This window comes from Stenotrophomonas sp. YJH_SMC_4, assembly GCF_059371575.1.
Genome location: NZ_JCAFUR010000010.1, coordinates 21,129 through 34,792, shown reverse-complemented (window position 1 = coordinate 34,792; position 13,664 = coordinate 21,129). Strand labels below are relative to the sequence as shown.

Here is a 13,664-nt window from a genome sequence, read left to right as displayed (position 1 = left end):
AATAGGGGGAAACCGGAACGAGGGATAACAAAGCGGCAGTGAACCGCTTCGCAATCATGAACCAAGGGTACGTGAATTCCGGGTCAGTTCCAGCCCGTCCTCTCACGCACCGTTAACGTCGTGGCTAACATCGCGCCCATGTGCCCCGTCACGCCGCCCTGCGGGGCGGTGTCCGACAGCAGCCCACAGCCTGCCCGGCCGAGACCTGGCCTGCCAGAGGCAAGCGCGACATCCGTGGACGCGGGCAGCGGAGAGCCACCCTGCCCTGCCCGCCTCAGCGATCCTGGGCGGTGAAGGTGAAGTTGAGCGTGCGTGCGAACACCGACTCGAAGCCGCGGTACGGCAGCGGCTGCGCGTTGAGCACGGCGGCCTCGATCGAGCGCTTGCCGGCCTCGTCGTACGGGCAGTTCGGGCTGACCTTGGCCTGCATCACCGTACCACCCGGAATCTGGGTGATGGTGATCTGGCAGCGCTGGCCCAACGGCACCGTATCCGGGCGCACCCACTGCGACAGCACCTTGGCCTGGATGGCGGCTGCGTACTTGGCCGAAAGGTCGTCGCTGTTGCCACCGCCACCGGCGGCCGGCTGCGAGGCACCACTGGAACCGGCAGCGGCACTGCCGGCGGCATTGCGCGCGGCGGCCACCTGGCGCAGCTTCTGCTCGGCCAGCTTGGCTTCCTTCTCGGCCTGCTCGCGGCGGGCACGGATCTCGGCGATCTTCTTCTGCTTCTCGGCCTCGGCCTTGTCAGCGGCCACGCGCTCCTGCTCGGCCTGCTTCTTCTTCTCGTCCGCTTCCTGCTGCTTGGCCAGGCGCAGCTTCTGCTCGGCTTCTTCCTGGCGCTTGCGTTCGGTCAGGTCGATCTGTTCCTGTCGGCGCTTGGCTTCCTGTTCCTGCTTGGCCTTCTCCTGGGAGATGGCCAGCGCACTCACCGCTTCCTGGTCCTTGGTATCCGGCTGCGCGACACGCTCCTGCGCCTGTTGCTGCTGCGGCGTGGGCGCGTCCTGCGGGCGCGGTTCCGGGATCGGCTGCGGCGGCGGAATGGTGTCTTCCGGCACCGGGATGGGCTCGGCCACCGGCGGCGGCAGGTCTTCCAGCTTTTCCGACTGGCGCAGGGCCTGGCGCGCAGCGGAAGCCTCCGACGCGGACAGCGCCAGGCTGGCCTCGACCGACGGATCACCGGCGGCGGCGTCGGTGTTGCGCTCGGGCGACCAGAACCAGGCCACGATGAAGACCAGCGCGACCAGCAGGTGCACCAGCAACGCCAATGCCAGGGGCAGGCCCCAGCCGGGTTCGCGCTGATGCGGGGGTGGCAGGGCGTCAGCGTGCATCGGTGGCCAGGCCTACCTTGTCTACCTTGGCGCGCTTGATCACATCCATCGCGGCGATGACCTTTTCATAGGCCACGGCACGGTCGGCGGCGACGATCACGCGCACGCCCTTGTCCTGGGCGGCGATGCCGGCCAGGCGGCCTTCCAGTTCCTCGGCCGACACGGCGGTCGGTTCCTTGGCATCGGGCAGCTTCAGGCTGAGCTGGCCGTCCTGCCGCACCGAGACGATCACCGGGTCCTGCTTGCTCTCCAGCGCCTTGGCGTTGGACTGCGGCAGGTCGACGTCGAAGCTCAGGGTTAGCAGCGGCGCGGTGACCATGAAGATGATCAGCAGCACCAGCATGACGTCGATGTAGGGAACGACGTTGATTTCCGATTTCAGCTTGCGGCGCTTGCGGCGACCGATGGCAGCGGACATGGCTTGGACTCCCGGGTCAGGCGCTTACTCGTCGCCAGCGCTCTGGCGCTGCAGGATGGAGCTGAACTCTTCGGCAAAGGTCTCGAACCGCACCGACATGCGCTCAACGCGCGTGGTGAAGCGGTTGTAGGCCCACACCGCCGGGATCGCCACGAACAGGCCGATGGCGGTAGCGAACAGTGCCTCGGAGATGCCCGGCGCGACGGCGGCGATGCCAGCCTGCGCACCACTGCTGATCATGTCGTGCATGGTCACCATGATGCCGAACACGGTGCCGACCAGGCCCACGTACGGCGCGGTCGAACCGATGTTGGCCAGCAGTTCCAGGTTGCGCTCGAGCTGGTCCACTTCGCGGGTATAGGTGGTGCGCATCGCACGCTGCGCGCCTTCCAGCTGGGCGCGGCCATCCAGGCGGCGCTTGTCACGCAGGCGGGTGTATTCGCGGAACCCTGCTTCGAAGATGGCTTCCAGGCCGGTCACGCTGCGGCTGCGGTCGGTGGCCGCGCTGTACAGCTTGCCCAGGTCCGCGCCGGACCAGAAGCGGTTCTCGAACTCGTCGGCTTCGCGGGTGGCCTGCTTGAACACGCGGGCCTTGCGGAAAATGATCACCCAGCTGACGAACGAGCCGACCAGCAGCAGCAGCACGATGATCTTCACCGGCAGGCTGGCCTTGGCCATCAGTTCGAGGTAGTTGATGCCGCCGCCGGTGGTGGCCTGGGCAAGGGTCTGTGTCGCGGCGTTGCTGACGTCGGCCGGCAGTGCCTCGGTGACCGTGGCCTGCAGGGCCAGGAGCGTTGCGATCATCCGTTGTTCCTCAGTGTTCGGATTCGGGGTGGAGGTGGGGTTGCAGCACGGCAAGGACGGCCTCGTCCATGCCACGCGGGCGGAAACTGGCCGCGTCCAGTGCGGCGATGCGGACCTGGGCCGACAGCAGCAATTCGCCGTCGCGCAGGATCTGCTGGTCGAAGACCATGCTGGCCTTCTTCAGCTGGACCAAACGGGCGCTCACCTGCAGGGTGTCATCCAGCCGTGCCGGCCTGATGAAATCCATCTGCATCGAGCGCACCGCGAAGACCATCCCGTGCTCGGCGCGCATGCGCTCCTGGCCGTAGCCGAGCGAACGCATCCATTCGGTCCGGGCCCGTTCCATGAAGGCCACGTAGCGGGCGTGGTAGACCACGCCGCCAGCGTCGGTATCTTCCCAGTAAATGCGTGTCGGCCAACTGAATAGTGGCTCAACCGACATCGGGAACCTCCGCGAACAGGTCCTGCGGCGGGTTCTTCGGCTTCAGACCCATGTGCCGGTAGGCCTTGTGGGTGGCCATGCGGCCACGCGCGGTACGCACCAGGAAGCCCTGCTGGATCAGGTACGGCTCGACCACGTCTTCCAGGGTGCCACGCTCTTCGGACAGCGCCGCGGCCAGCGATTCGATGCCGACCGGGCCTCCGTCGAAGTAGTCCACCATCGTTTTCAGCAGGCGCCGGTCAAGCTCGTCGAAGCCTTCCGGGTCGACCTTGAGCATCTTCATCGCGGCCTGGGCCACGGGCTCGTCGATGTGGCCACCGGCCTTGACCTGCGCATAGTCGCGCACGCGTCGGAGCAGGCGGTTGGCGATACGCGGGGTACCACGCGCGCGGCGCGCGATCTCCCCTGCCCCATCGGCGGTGCAGTCGATGCCGAGGATGCTGGCGGAGCGGCGCACGATACGGGTCAGTTCCTCGACGCTGTAGAACTCCAGGCGCTGGACGATGCCGAAGCGGTCGCGCAGCGGCGCGGTCAGCAGGCCGGCGCGGGTGGTGGCGCCGATCAGGGTGAACGGCGGCAGGTCGATCTTGATCGAGCGGGCGGCGGGGCCCTCGCCGATCATGATGTCGATCTGGAAATCTTCCATCGCCGGGTACAGCACTTCCTCGACCACCGGCGACAGGCGATGGATCTCGTCGATGAACAGCACGTCGTGCGGCTGCAGGTTGGTCAGCAGCGCAGCCAGGTCGCCGGCCTTTTCGATCACCGGGCCGGAGGTCACGCGCAGGGCCACGCCCAGTTCGTTGGCAATGACATGGCTGAGGGTGGTCTTGCCCAGGCCCGGCGGCCCGAAGATCAGTACGTGGTCGAGCGCGTCGCCACGCCCCTTGGCCGCCTGGATGTAGATTTCCATCTGCTCGCGCACCGGCACCTGGCCGAGGTAGTCGGCAAGGCGCTTTGGGCGGATGCTGGCGTCGGCGGCGTCATCCTCGCGGGTGGCGCCGGCGCCGATGATGCGGTCGTCGGTCATGTGCTGATTATGCGGCAAAAGTGCGCGTTTCGGCCGGGCTGCGCCCGGCACCCGCAGAGGCAACGTCAACGTCAACGTCAACGTCAACGTCAATTGCGAATCTACTGGGGATGGCGGGGTGGGTCCGGTCGCGGGGGACGCCGTGAACCCGTCCTTGGGGGCTTGGCCGCGGCATCCATGCCGCGGACACCCCCGCAACCGGACCCACCCCGCCTTCGACAGTTTTCTGCGGCCTGTCGGAACGACGTTCTGCTTTGGTGGGTGCCGACCGTTGGTCGGCACGGGGTCGGATCTGGTAGGTGTCGACCTTGGTCGACACGGTAGATCCGCGCCATGCGTGGATGGAACGGTGCAGCCGAGCGATGCCCAGCTGCTGGCGCGGAACACTTCGGGAAGCCAAACCCCCTTGTTGTTCAAGGGGGCGCGCCGACTGGCGGGGGGATAAGGTGGAATGCGCGGAACGCCGGCGCCAACGGCGCCTGCGTTTCAAGGAGGCGCGCCGATAGGCGGGGAGTAAGGTGGAATGCGTGTGGGACGTAGCGCAGGCGGAGATTAAATCTCCACCTGCGCGCCGAGTTCCACCAGGCGGTTGCCCGGAATCCGGAAGAAGCCGGTCGCGGGCGCGGCATTCCGATGCATCAGCGCGAACAGCTTGTCGCGCCAGATCGGCATGCCGCGGTTGGCGGTGGCCACAATGGTTTCGCGGCTGGCGAAGAAGGTGGTGTCCATCGGGTCGAAGTAGATGCCACCGTGGTCACACGAGCGCATCAGCGCCAGCGGTACGTCCGGGGTTTCCATGAAACCGAAGCGCACATAGACCCGGTAGAACTCGTCGCCCACCGACTCGATCTTCAGCCGCTGCCCTTCCATCGCATAGGGAATGGGCAGGGTTTCCACGTGCAGGAACACGTTGCGCTCGTGCAGCACCTTGTTGTGCTTGAGGTTGTGCATCAGCGCGTGCGGGGCCACGGTCGGGTCGGCGGTGAGGAACACCGCGGTGCCCGGTACGCGTACCGGCGGTGCCAGCATCAGGCCCGGCAGGAAGGTGTCCAGGCGGATGCCGTCCTTTCGGATCTCGTCGCGCAGCAGCTCGCGGCCACGGCGCCAGGTGCGCATCATGGTGAACAGGAAGATGCCCAGCACCACCGGGAACCAGGCGCCCTGCAGCAGCTTGGCGCCGTTGGCGATGACGAAGCCGAGGTCGATGATGAAAAACACCACGCACAGCGGCAGTATCCACTTGCGGGCCTTCGGCCACAGCGAACGCGCGACCAGGGCCAGCAGCAGGGTGTCGATCAGCATGGTGGCCGACACCGAGATGCCGTAGGCCACGGCCAGGTTCGACGAGCTGCGGAAGGCCAGCACCAGGCCGATCACCATCACCGCGATACCCCAGTTGATGCCCGGGATGTAGATCTGGCCGATGGTGTCGTGCGAGGTGTGCTTGATGCGCATGCGCGGGATGTAACCCAGCTGCATGGCCTGGCGCGAGACCGAGAACGCACCGGTGATGACCGACTGCGACGCGATCACCGCCGCCATCGTGGCCAGGATGATCATCGGGTACAGCGCCCACGGCGGCACCGCCTCGAAGAACGGGTTCTTCAGCGCCTCGGGGTGGTTGAGCACCAGTGCGCCCTGCCCCAGGTAGTTCAGCACCAGGCACGGCAGCACGAAGAAATACCAGGCGTGGCGGATGGGTTTGGCGCCGAAGTGACCCATGTCGGCGTACAGCGCCTCGCCACCGGTCACCGCCAGCACCACCGCGCCAAGGATGAAGATGCCGTGCCAGCTGTGTTCCATGAAGAAGCGGATCGCCCACCACGGGTTGAAGGCTTTCAGCACTTCCGGTGCGTCGACGATGTTGTAGATGCCGATCGCCGCCAGCGAGATGAACCAGACCGAGGTGATCGGGCCGAATGCCTTGCCGATTTTTTCGGTACCGAAGCGCTGCGCGGCAAACACCATCAGCAGCACCACCACCGTGATCGGCACGATGAAGGCATGCAGGCCGGGCGCGGCCACCTCCAGGCCCTCGACCGCGCCAAGCACGGAGATCGCCGGGGTGATCACGCCATCACCGAAGAACAGCGAGGCACCGAAGATGCCGAGGATGCCGACCACATAGGCCGAGCGCGACCCGTTGCGCAGCGTGCGCTGGGTCAGCGCCATCAGCGCCATGATGCCGCCCTCGCCGTCGTTGTCGGCGCGCATGATGATGGTCACGTACTTCAACGTGACCACGATGTTCAGCGCCCAGAATGCCAGCGACAGCACGCCCAGCACGGTGTCGTGGTCACTGTTGAGCCCGTAGTGCGGCGAGAACGCCTCCTTCAGGGTGTACAGCGGGCTGGTACCGATATCGCCGAAGACCACGCCGATCGCACCGATGATCAGCGCGAGGCCTCCGGCTGGAGGGGCGTGACCATGACCGCCTGGGGCGGCCGCGTGCGGGGTTTGACTGCTGGACATGGGACTCCTGGCGAAGCTCAGGCGGTGGGTTGGGGAAAGGAAGGCGGGTCAGCGCAGTGCCGACTGCAGCGCCTTGCGGATCACGGTGGCCACTTCGTCACCTTCGTTGAAGGCATCGCGGGCCATGCGCGCCGCTTCGGCCGGCTTGTAGCCCAGCTGCTGCAGGGCCACGGTGGCATCGGACAGCGGATCGGCCGGGGCCGGGCCGCTGCCGGTCGGCAGCGCGCCGCCGGCACCGAACTGCGCCGCGCGGTCACGCAGCTCCAGCACCATGCGCTCGGCGGTCTTCTTGCCGATGCCCGGAATGCGGGTCAGCGCGGTGATGTCACCGGCCTGGACCATGCGCGCGAATTCCTCGACGGTGACGCCGGACAGCACGGCCAGCGCGATCTTCGCGCCGATGCCACTGACCTTCTGCACGTCGCGGAACAGGCGCCGCTCACCTTCGCGCAGGAAGCCGTACAGCGAGACGCTGTCTTCCTTCTGCGAGTAATGGGTGTACAGGGTGACCTCGCGGCCGAGCTCGGGCAGGTCGTAGAAGGTGCTCATCGGCGCCTCCAGCTCGTAGCCCACTCCGTTCACGTCCACCACCAGCCACGGCGGCGCCTTGTAGGCGACGATGCCGCGCAGTCGACCGATCATTGCGTGCAGCTCCTCATTTGCGGCCCCACGCCTGGCGGGCACTGAGCCCCAGGCGGTTGGCCGTTGCCCTTACGTGGGCATGGGTGATCGCCACTGCCAACGCGTCGGCCGCGTCGGCCTGCAGCTTGGTTTTCAGGTTGAGCATGAGCCCGACCATGTGTTGAACCTGTTGCTTTTCGGCGCCACCGCGTCCGACCACCGCCAGCTTGATCTCGCTGGCGGCGTATTCGTGCACCGGCAGGTCACGCAGCACCACGGCGGAAATCGCCGCGCCACGGGCCTGGCCCAGCTTCAGCGCCGAATCGGGGTTGCGCGCCATGAACACGCGTTCGATGGCCACTTCCTGCGGCTCATACTCGCGGCACAGGTCGGCCAGGCCCAGCACCAGCAGCTTCATGCGCTGCGGGAAGTCGTCAGCGCCCAGCAGCACCAGCGGCTGGTGGTGCACGTAGCTGACGCGGCCGGTGGCATCGACATCAATGATGCCGACCCCGGTCCGCTGCGAACCGGGGTCGATGCCGAGGATGCGGGTCATGCTGCACTCCTGGCGGGGCGGAACGGAATGCGCTGGCAGGCGTATGGGCTCATGACTGTCCGCGGTGACCGTTCAACGGCCCGCGCCCAGGCCGTCGAAGACGGCTCAGGCGTAGGCGTCGGCGCCGAGTTCGGCGTTGGAATACACGTCCTGCACGTCGTCCAGGTCTTCCAGCATGTCCAGCAGCTTCTTGACCTGCAGGGCGACCTCGCCCTCGACCTTGATGTCGTTGTCGGCGCGGAAGGTGATCTCGGCGTGGTCGGCGACATGGCCAGCGGCGGCCATCGCGTCCTTGACTGCGCTGAACGCGTCAGGGCTGGTGACCACATCGATCGAGCCATCGTCCGGATAGACCACGATGTCATCAGCGCCGGCCTCGATTGCCGCCTCGGTGATGGCTTCCTCGTCGGCACCCGGGGCGAAGCTGAGCACGCCCAGGCGCTTGAACATGAAGGCCACCGAGCCTTCGGTGCCCATGTTGCCGCCGCACTTGCTGAACGCATGGCGGACATCGGCCACGGTGCGCACGCGGTTGTCGGTCAGGCAGTCGACGATCACGGCCACGCCACCCGGGGCGTAGCCTTCGTAGCGGATTTCCTCGTAGTCGACGCCTTCCAGTTCACCGGTGGCCTTCTTGATGGCGCGCTCGATCACGTCCTTGGACATGTTCACGGCCAGGCCCTTGTCCACCGCCACGCGCAGGCGCGGGTTGTTGTTGGGGTCGCCTCCACCGCCGCGCGCGGCAACGCCGATCTCGCGGATGATCTTGGTGAAAATCTTGCCGCGCTTCGCGTCGGACGCGTTCTTGCGGGCTTCGATGGAGGGGCCTCTACCCATGGGTGCTACCGTCTGGCTGCTTCAGGATCAAGGCGCGGATTCTACCTGATCGGGGGCGGCAACCGTGTCTAGGGCGGAGAGATGCCGTCGGGCATGGCCCGGCGAAGCGCGTGCGAACCAACGGTTCGCACCCACTAGGGCAGGACGGTTCGCACCCACCGAGCCAGGGCGGTCGCCCCTACCAGATTACGCGGCGGCGGCGTCGCGGCTGTGGTCGAACTGGCCGTGGCGCAGGAAATGCGCGGTCTGCCGCGCGGCATCCGGCGACACGACCAGGCCGCTGTGGCTGGTGCGCACCACGCAATGATCGGTCAGGCCCGGCAGGCGGGTTTCGGCCAGGGCCACAGTGCCATCGGAGGCGTCGTCCATCGCGCCCAGCAGGCTGCCCAGACCATGCGGCACCGAACCGGCGATCAGCCCGACCTCGGCCTTGCCATGCCAGTCCGGCAGGCCGTCCAGCAGCAGCTCGCTGCTGCGCCCCAGCGCCAGGCCCCAGCCATGATCGGACAACGAGCGCGCGGTGCCACTGCCGCGCAGCGGCGAGCCCAGGCAGACCACGCGCTGCACCGGCAGCTGCGGATTGCGCCGCAGCGCTTCCAGCGCCAGCAGCCCGCCCAGGCTGTGGCCGACCAAACTCAGCGGGCCGGCGTCGGCCAGCCGCTCCAGCAGCTGCGGTACGGCCACGTCCGGGCCACCGAACACCGAGGAATAACCAAACGCGTGCACCTGGAAGCCGCGCGCGCGCAGGCGCCAGGCCAGCGGCCCGACCCAGGCGCGGGCATTCCAGATGCCATGCAGCAGCAATACGGGGGGAATCATGCAAACAGCCTGGCGGTCAGCGGGGCAGGAACGTACGGTGATTGAACACGCGCGCGCAGCAAGCGGCAGTGAACATCAGGCCGCGCGCGGTGCGCGGCGCAGGATGAATTCGAGATCGTTCGTGTCGCCCACCGGGAACAGGTATTCGCCGGCCTTCTCGAAACCGTAGCGGGCGTAGAAGCGCTGTGCGCCGAAGTTCTCCGACCACACGCCCAACCACAGGGTGCGCGGGCCCTCGTGTTCCAGCCAGGCCAGCGCGGTTTCCAGCAGGCGGCTGCCCCAGCCGCAGCTTTGCTGCGTCTTGATCAGGTACAGGCGCTTGAGTTCGCCGTCACCGGGCTTCACGTCCGGGTGCGGCAGGCCACAGGGACCGGCGGCGGCATGGCCGACCGCCTCCCCGTCCAGCTCCAGTAGCCACACCGCGTAATCCGGGTGGGCCAGGATCACGCGCTGGCGCTCGACCGTGTAGGCCTCCTCAAGGAAGGCCTGCAGGTCCTGCGGCGGATACAGATGGCCGAAGGTTTCGGTGAACGTGCGGGCGGCCAGCGCCGACAGGGTCGGCGCGTCGTCCACGGTGGCGCGGCGGATGGAATACATGCAGCAAGTTGACGTCAGCGCGGAGGGGCGGTCAAGCCTTTTCCGACGATTCCGCTTCTTCGTCTTCCTCGTCCTCTTCCTCGTATTCCTCTTCGTCCTCGTCTTCTTCGCCTTCCTCGTCCTCGTCGTACTCTTCCTCTTCGTCGTCCTCGTAATCCTCGACGCCGAAGTCTTCTCCATCCCAACGGCCTTCGCCGTCGGCGACGAAGGTCAGGGCCATCGCGGCCGGGTTGGTACCGACGCGGACCAGCCAACCGCCGAACACGCGTGCACGCTCGGTGACCAGGTTGGCCTCGGAGCCTTCATTGCCCAGCTTTTCCCACTCCAGCGAAAACGCAAACTCGGTCATTGCCTGGATCTCCTGATCAGTTGGTCTTGGGGCGAACCTGGATGTGCACTTCGGCCAGCTGCGCGTCGACGATCGGCGACGGCGCGTCGGTCATCAGATCCTGTGCACCAGTGGTCTTCGGGAACGGGATGACGTCGCGGATCGACTCGGTGCCGGCCATCAGCGCGGCGATGCGGTCGATGCCGAAGGCGATGCCACCGTGCGGCGGCGCGCCGTAGTTCAGCGCGTCGAGCAGGAAGCCGAACTTGGCACGGGCTTCTTCGGCACCGATGCCCAGCAGCTCGAACACCGCGCTCTGCATGTCCGGACGGTGGATACGGATCGAACCGCCGCCGATCTCATTGCCGTTGAGCACCATGTCGTAGCCGCGCGAAACGGCGGTACGGGCATTGGCGCGCAGGTCGGCGATGTCGTCCACGGCCGGTGCGGTGAAGGGGTGATGCAGGGCGACGTAGCGCTGTTCTTCCTCGTCCCACTCGAACATCGGGAAGTCGGTGACCCACAGCGGCGCCCAGCCGTCGGCGACCATGCCGAAGTCCTTGCCGGCCTTCAGGCGCAGCGCGCCCATGAAGTCGGAGACCTTGTTGTAGCCGCCGGCACCGAAGAACACGATGTCGCCGTTGCCGGCGCCGACGTGGGCGACCAGCGCGGCGAACGACGCTTCGCTGAAGAACTTCTGGATCGGCGAGCTGATTTCGCCGTTGTCGGCGATCTTGATGTAGGCCAGGCCCTTGGCGCCGTACTTGGCGGCATGCGCGGCGTATTCGTCGATCTGCTTGCGCGACAGCGACGCACCGCCCGGGATGCGCAGCGCGGCAACGCGGCCCTCGGCATCATTGGCCGGGCCGGTGAACACCGGGAACTCGCTGTCCTTGACCAGTTCGGCCACGTCCACCAGCTCCAGCGCGATGCGCAGGTCCGGCTTGTCCGAGCCGTAGCGGCGCATGGCCTCGGCCCAGGTCATGCGCGGGAAGCTGGCGTCCAGCTGCACGTCCACCACTTCCTTGAAGATGGCGCGGATCATGTCCTCGACGAAATCCTGCACGTCGCGCTCGCGGACGAAGGCGAATTCCATGTCCAGCTGGGTGAACTCCAGCTGGCGATCGGCACGCAGGGCCTCGTCGCGGAAGCAGCGCGCGATCTGGTAGTAGCGGTCGAAGCCGGCCACCATCAGGATCTGCTTGAACAGCTGCGGGCTCTGCGGCAGTGCGTAGAACTCGCCTGGGTGCATGCGCGCCGGCACCAGGAAGTCGCGTGCGCCTTCCGGGGTGGCCTTGGTCAGGATCGGGGTTTCGATGTCCTGGAAGCCCTTTTCGTCCAGGTGGCGGCGCAGCGCCTGCACCAGCTTGATGCGGGTGCGCTGCATGCGCTGCATTTCCGGGCGGCGCAGGTCCAGGTAGCGGTACTTCAGGCGGGTTTCCTCGCCCGGGTTCTCGTGGGCGTGGAACGGCAGCGGCGCAGCCTTGTTCAGCACGGTGATGGCGGTGGCGATCACTTCCACCTTGCCGGTGCGCATCTTGTCGTTCACCGCGTGGCGGGCACGCACGACGCCTTCCACCTGCAGCACATCCTCGTAGCCCAACGACGCGGCCACCGCGAACACTTCGGCATTGTCGACCTCCACCGTCACCTGCACGATGCCTTCATGATCGCGGAGATCGATGAAGCAGACGCCGCCCTGGTTACGGGCCACGTCGGTCCAGCCGGCGAGGGTGACAGTCTGGCCAATCAGGGTCTCGTCGACCAGGCCGCAGAAGTGGGTACGCATGGGGGGAAGCTCCGCTGGAGAACGCCGGCACCGGATGGGGGCCGGAAAGCCTCGTATTCTGCGGCCGAGGCCCCGGCTGGGGCAAATCCGGCCAGTCACACCGGCTTGATCGTCCCCCTCCCTATAGTCGGGCACCTGCCACCGTATGGGATGCCGACATGAAACCGCTGTCCCTGGCCAGCCTGGCCGTGACCCTCAGCCTGGGTGCGCTGGGCACCCTTGCCCTGCCCGCCCCGTCCGCCTCTGCGCAGAACGGGGTGATCCGCTGCGAAAGCCAGAGCAACCGCGAACGGGTCTGCAACACCGGCTGGCGCGGCGCGCAGCTGGTCCGTCAGTTGTCTGGCAGCCCCTGCGAGGAAGGGCGCTCCTGGGGCAGCCGCAATGGCAGCATCTGGGTCACCAATGGTTGCCGCGCCGAGTTCGTCGAGGCCCGTGGTGGCTGGGGCGGCGGCAATGGCGGTGGCTGGGGAGGCAACAACGGTCGGCCCGGCGAGACCATCCGCTGCGAAAGCCAGAACAACCGCGAGCGCAGCTGCCCGGTCGGCTGGCGCAATGCCCGCCTGGTCCGCCAGTTGTCCGGCAGCCCTTGCGACGAAGGCCGCACCTGGGGCGTGCGCAACGGCGCGGTGTGGGTCAGCAGCGGCTGCCGCGCGGAGTTCGCCGAAGCCCGCGGCTGGGGCGGTGGTGGCGGTGGCTGGGGAGGCGGCAACAGCAACTATTCGATCACCTGCAGCAGCAACAACAACCGCTCGCAGACCTGCGACTGGGACGAGCGCCAGGGCCGGCCGGTGCTGCAGCAGCAGCTGTCGGGCAGCGCCTGCCAGGAAGGCCGCAGCTGGGGCTATTCGCGTGGCCAGGTGTGGGTGAGCAACGGCTGCCGGGCGCGCTTCGGCACGCGATGAGTGCAGGGTTGGGGTCAGAGCCCTCCGCAGGAGGGATCCGACCCCGGGATCACGGCGCGGGTGCTGTGTCGTCGCCCCACGGTGCAGGCGGCAGGTCGACCGGCTTGCTCAGGTCGAACTGCACGCGGAAGCGGCGGCCATCCGGGCGCGTCAGTTCGTAGACGAACGTCTGGTCCGGATCGATCTCCATCGCCCAGGTGTTGTGCGTGGAAGCCAGCATGTCGGCACGGCGGAACATCGCCACCGAATCGGCATCGGCCGGGAACTGCTGGCGCTCGGCGGTGCCCGGCGGCGTGCTGTCGCCACCGTACAGGGTGATCGCGTCGGGGCTGCCGTCTTCGTGGCGATGGTCGTGCTTCAGCCGCAGCCCGTTCGGCGTGCGGGTCAGCACCCAGGTCCGCGAGTGGTCATCACCGACATGGAACGGGATGCGCAGCTCGTGCGCCGGGTCGGCGCAGCCGCGCACATGCATGACCAGGCGCTGCCCGGCGAACGGATCCTTGGAGGTCGGTGCAGGCGTGTCCTCCACCACCTTGCCGACGTAGGCCTGGCCGCAATGTGCGGCGACGGCGGCCATGAACGCATCGGCCGGTGCGGTCGCCAGGTCATGAGCGACTGTATCGGAGCGCTGCGTGCACGCAGCGAGGCTGAGCAGGAGGGCGGCGGTAGTGGCAACGGCAATCGGTCTCATGCCCCAACCCTAACGGCCATGGACGATG

15 protein-coding genes are annotated in these 13,664 nt (G+C 67.2%); 1 reads left to right on the top strand and 14 read right to left on the bottom strand.

Going from position 1 to position 13,664, the window contains the following annotated elements:
* Window positions 1-274: 274 nt before the first annotated feature.
* The 13 genes from tolA to aspS form a co-directional block, all read right to left on the bottom strand.
* Window positions 275-1,330, bottom strand: coding sequence for a cell envelope integrity protein TolA (gene tolA / locus AC5P9F_RS14670; protein WP_005410750.1), 1,056 nt, complete (start codon window positions 1,328-1,330; stop codon window positions 275-277).
* The gene (gene tolR / locus AC5P9F_RS14665; RefSeq protein WP_005410751.1) at window positions 1,320-1,748 is read right to left on the bottom strand and encodes a protein TolR; all 429 of its coding nucleotides are present in this window, start codon (window positions 1,746-1,748) and stop codon (window positions 1,320-1,322) included. Before tolR ends, tolA begins: the two co-directional genes overlap by 11 nt.
* Window positions 1,749-1,772: 24 nt before the next feature.
* Window positions 1,773-2,552 (bottom strand): protein TolQ, encoded by a 780-nt coding sequence (tolQ, locus tag AC5P9F_RS14660; protein WP_005410752.1) that lies wholly within the window; start codon window positions 2,550-2,552, stop codon window positions 1,773-1,775.
* A 10-nt stretch (window positions 2,553-2,562) separates the two neighbouring features.
* Complete coding sequence (gene ybgC, locus AC5P9F_RS14655; RefSeq protein WP_062605806.1) at window positions 2,563-2,994, bottom strand: tol-pal system-associated acyl-CoA thioesterase; 432 nt, start codon at window positions 2,992-2,994, stop codon at window positions 2,563-2,565.
* Window positions 2,984-4,024: a Holliday junction branch migration DNA helicase RuvB gene (gene ruvB / locus AC5P9F_RS14650; protein ID WP_005410754.1), complete on the bottom strand. Its 1,041-nt coding sequence runs from the start codon at window positions 4,022-4,024 to the stop codon at window positions 2,984-2,986. Before ruvB ends, ybgC begins: the two co-directional genes overlap by 11 nt.
* Before the next feature lie 552 nt (window positions 4,025-4,576).
* Window positions 4,577-6,496, bottom strand: coding sequence for a potassium transporter Kup (locus AC5P9F_RS14645; RefSeq protein WP_019337542.1), 1,920 nt, complete (start codon window positions 6,494-6,496; stop codon window positions 4,577-4,579).
* Window positions 6,497-6,544: 48 nt separating this feature from the next.
* Window positions 6,545-7,138 (bottom strand): Holliday junction branch migration protein RuvA, encoded by a 594-nt coding sequence (gene ruvA / locus AC5P9F_RS14640; protein WP_005410756.1) that lies wholly within the window; start codon window positions 7,136-7,138, stop codon window positions 6,545-6,547.
* 13 nt (window positions 7,139-7,151) lie between these two features.
* Window positions 7,152-7,673 (bottom strand): crossover junction endodeoxyribonuclease RuvC, encoded by a 522-nt coding sequence (ruvC, locus tag AC5P9F_RS14635; protein WP_099524744.1) that lies wholly within the window; start codon window positions 7,671-7,673, stop codon window positions 7,152-7,154.
* 105 nt (window positions 7,674-7,778) lie between these two features.
* Window positions 7,779-8,510: a YebC/PmpR family DNA-binding transcriptional regulator gene (locus AC5P9F_RS14630; RefSeq protein ID WP_005410758.1), complete on the bottom strand. Its 732-nt coding sequence runs from the start codon at window positions 8,508-8,510 to the stop codon at window positions 7,779-7,781.
* A gap of 186 nt (window positions 8,511-8,696) precedes the next feature.
* Complete coding sequence (locus tag AC5P9F_RS14625) at window positions 8,697-9,329, bottom strand: esterase/lipase family protein (RefSeq protein ID WP_099524746.1); 633 nt, start codon at window positions 9,327-9,329, stop codon at window positions 8,697-8,699.
* A 75-nt stretch (window positions 9,330-9,404) separates the two neighbouring features.
* Window positions 9,405-9,926: a GNAT family N-acetyltransferase gene (locus tag AC5P9F_RS14620; protein WP_005410760.1), complete on the bottom strand. Its 522-nt coding sequence runs from the start codon at window positions 9,924-9,926 to the stop codon at window positions 9,405-9,407.
* A 31-nt stretch (window positions 9,927-9,957) separates the two neighbouring features.
* Window positions 9,958-10,275: a hypothetical protein gene (locus AC5P9F_RS14615; protein ID WP_005410761.1), complete on the bottom strand. Its 318-nt coding sequence runs from the start codon at window positions 10,273-10,275 to the stop codon at window positions 9,958-9,960.
* A 16-nt stretch (window positions 10,276-10,291) separates the two neighbouring features.
* Window positions 10,292-12,043, bottom strand: coding sequence for an aspartate--tRNA ligase (aspS, locus tag AC5P9F_RS14610; RefSeq protein WP_043035111.1), 1,752 nt, complete (start codon window positions 12,041-12,043; stop codon window positions 10,292-10,294).
* A 158-nt stretch (window positions 12,044-12,201) separates the two neighbouring features.
* On the opposite strand from aspS, the gene AC5P9F_RS14605 reads away from it, so the two are divergent.
* On the top strand, window positions 12,202-12,945 hold the full coding sequence (locus tag AC5P9F_RS14605) for a DUF3011 domain-containing protein (protein ID WP_043035112.1): 744 nt from the start codon (window positions 12,202-12,204) through the stop codon (window positions 12,943-12,945).
* Window positions 12,946-12,994: 49 nt separating this feature from the next.
* Here the strand turns inward: AC5P9F_RS14605 and AC5P9F_RS14600 are convergent, their stop codons facing one another.
* Window positions 12,995-13,636 carry a hypothetical protein gene (locus tag AC5P9F_RS14600; protein WP_043035113.1) on the bottom strand — a complete coding sequence of 214 codons (642 nt, stop codon included), beginning with the start codon at window positions 13,634-13,636 and terminating at the stop codon, window positions 12,995-12,997.
* Window positions 13,637-13,664 lie beyond the last annotated feature (28 nt).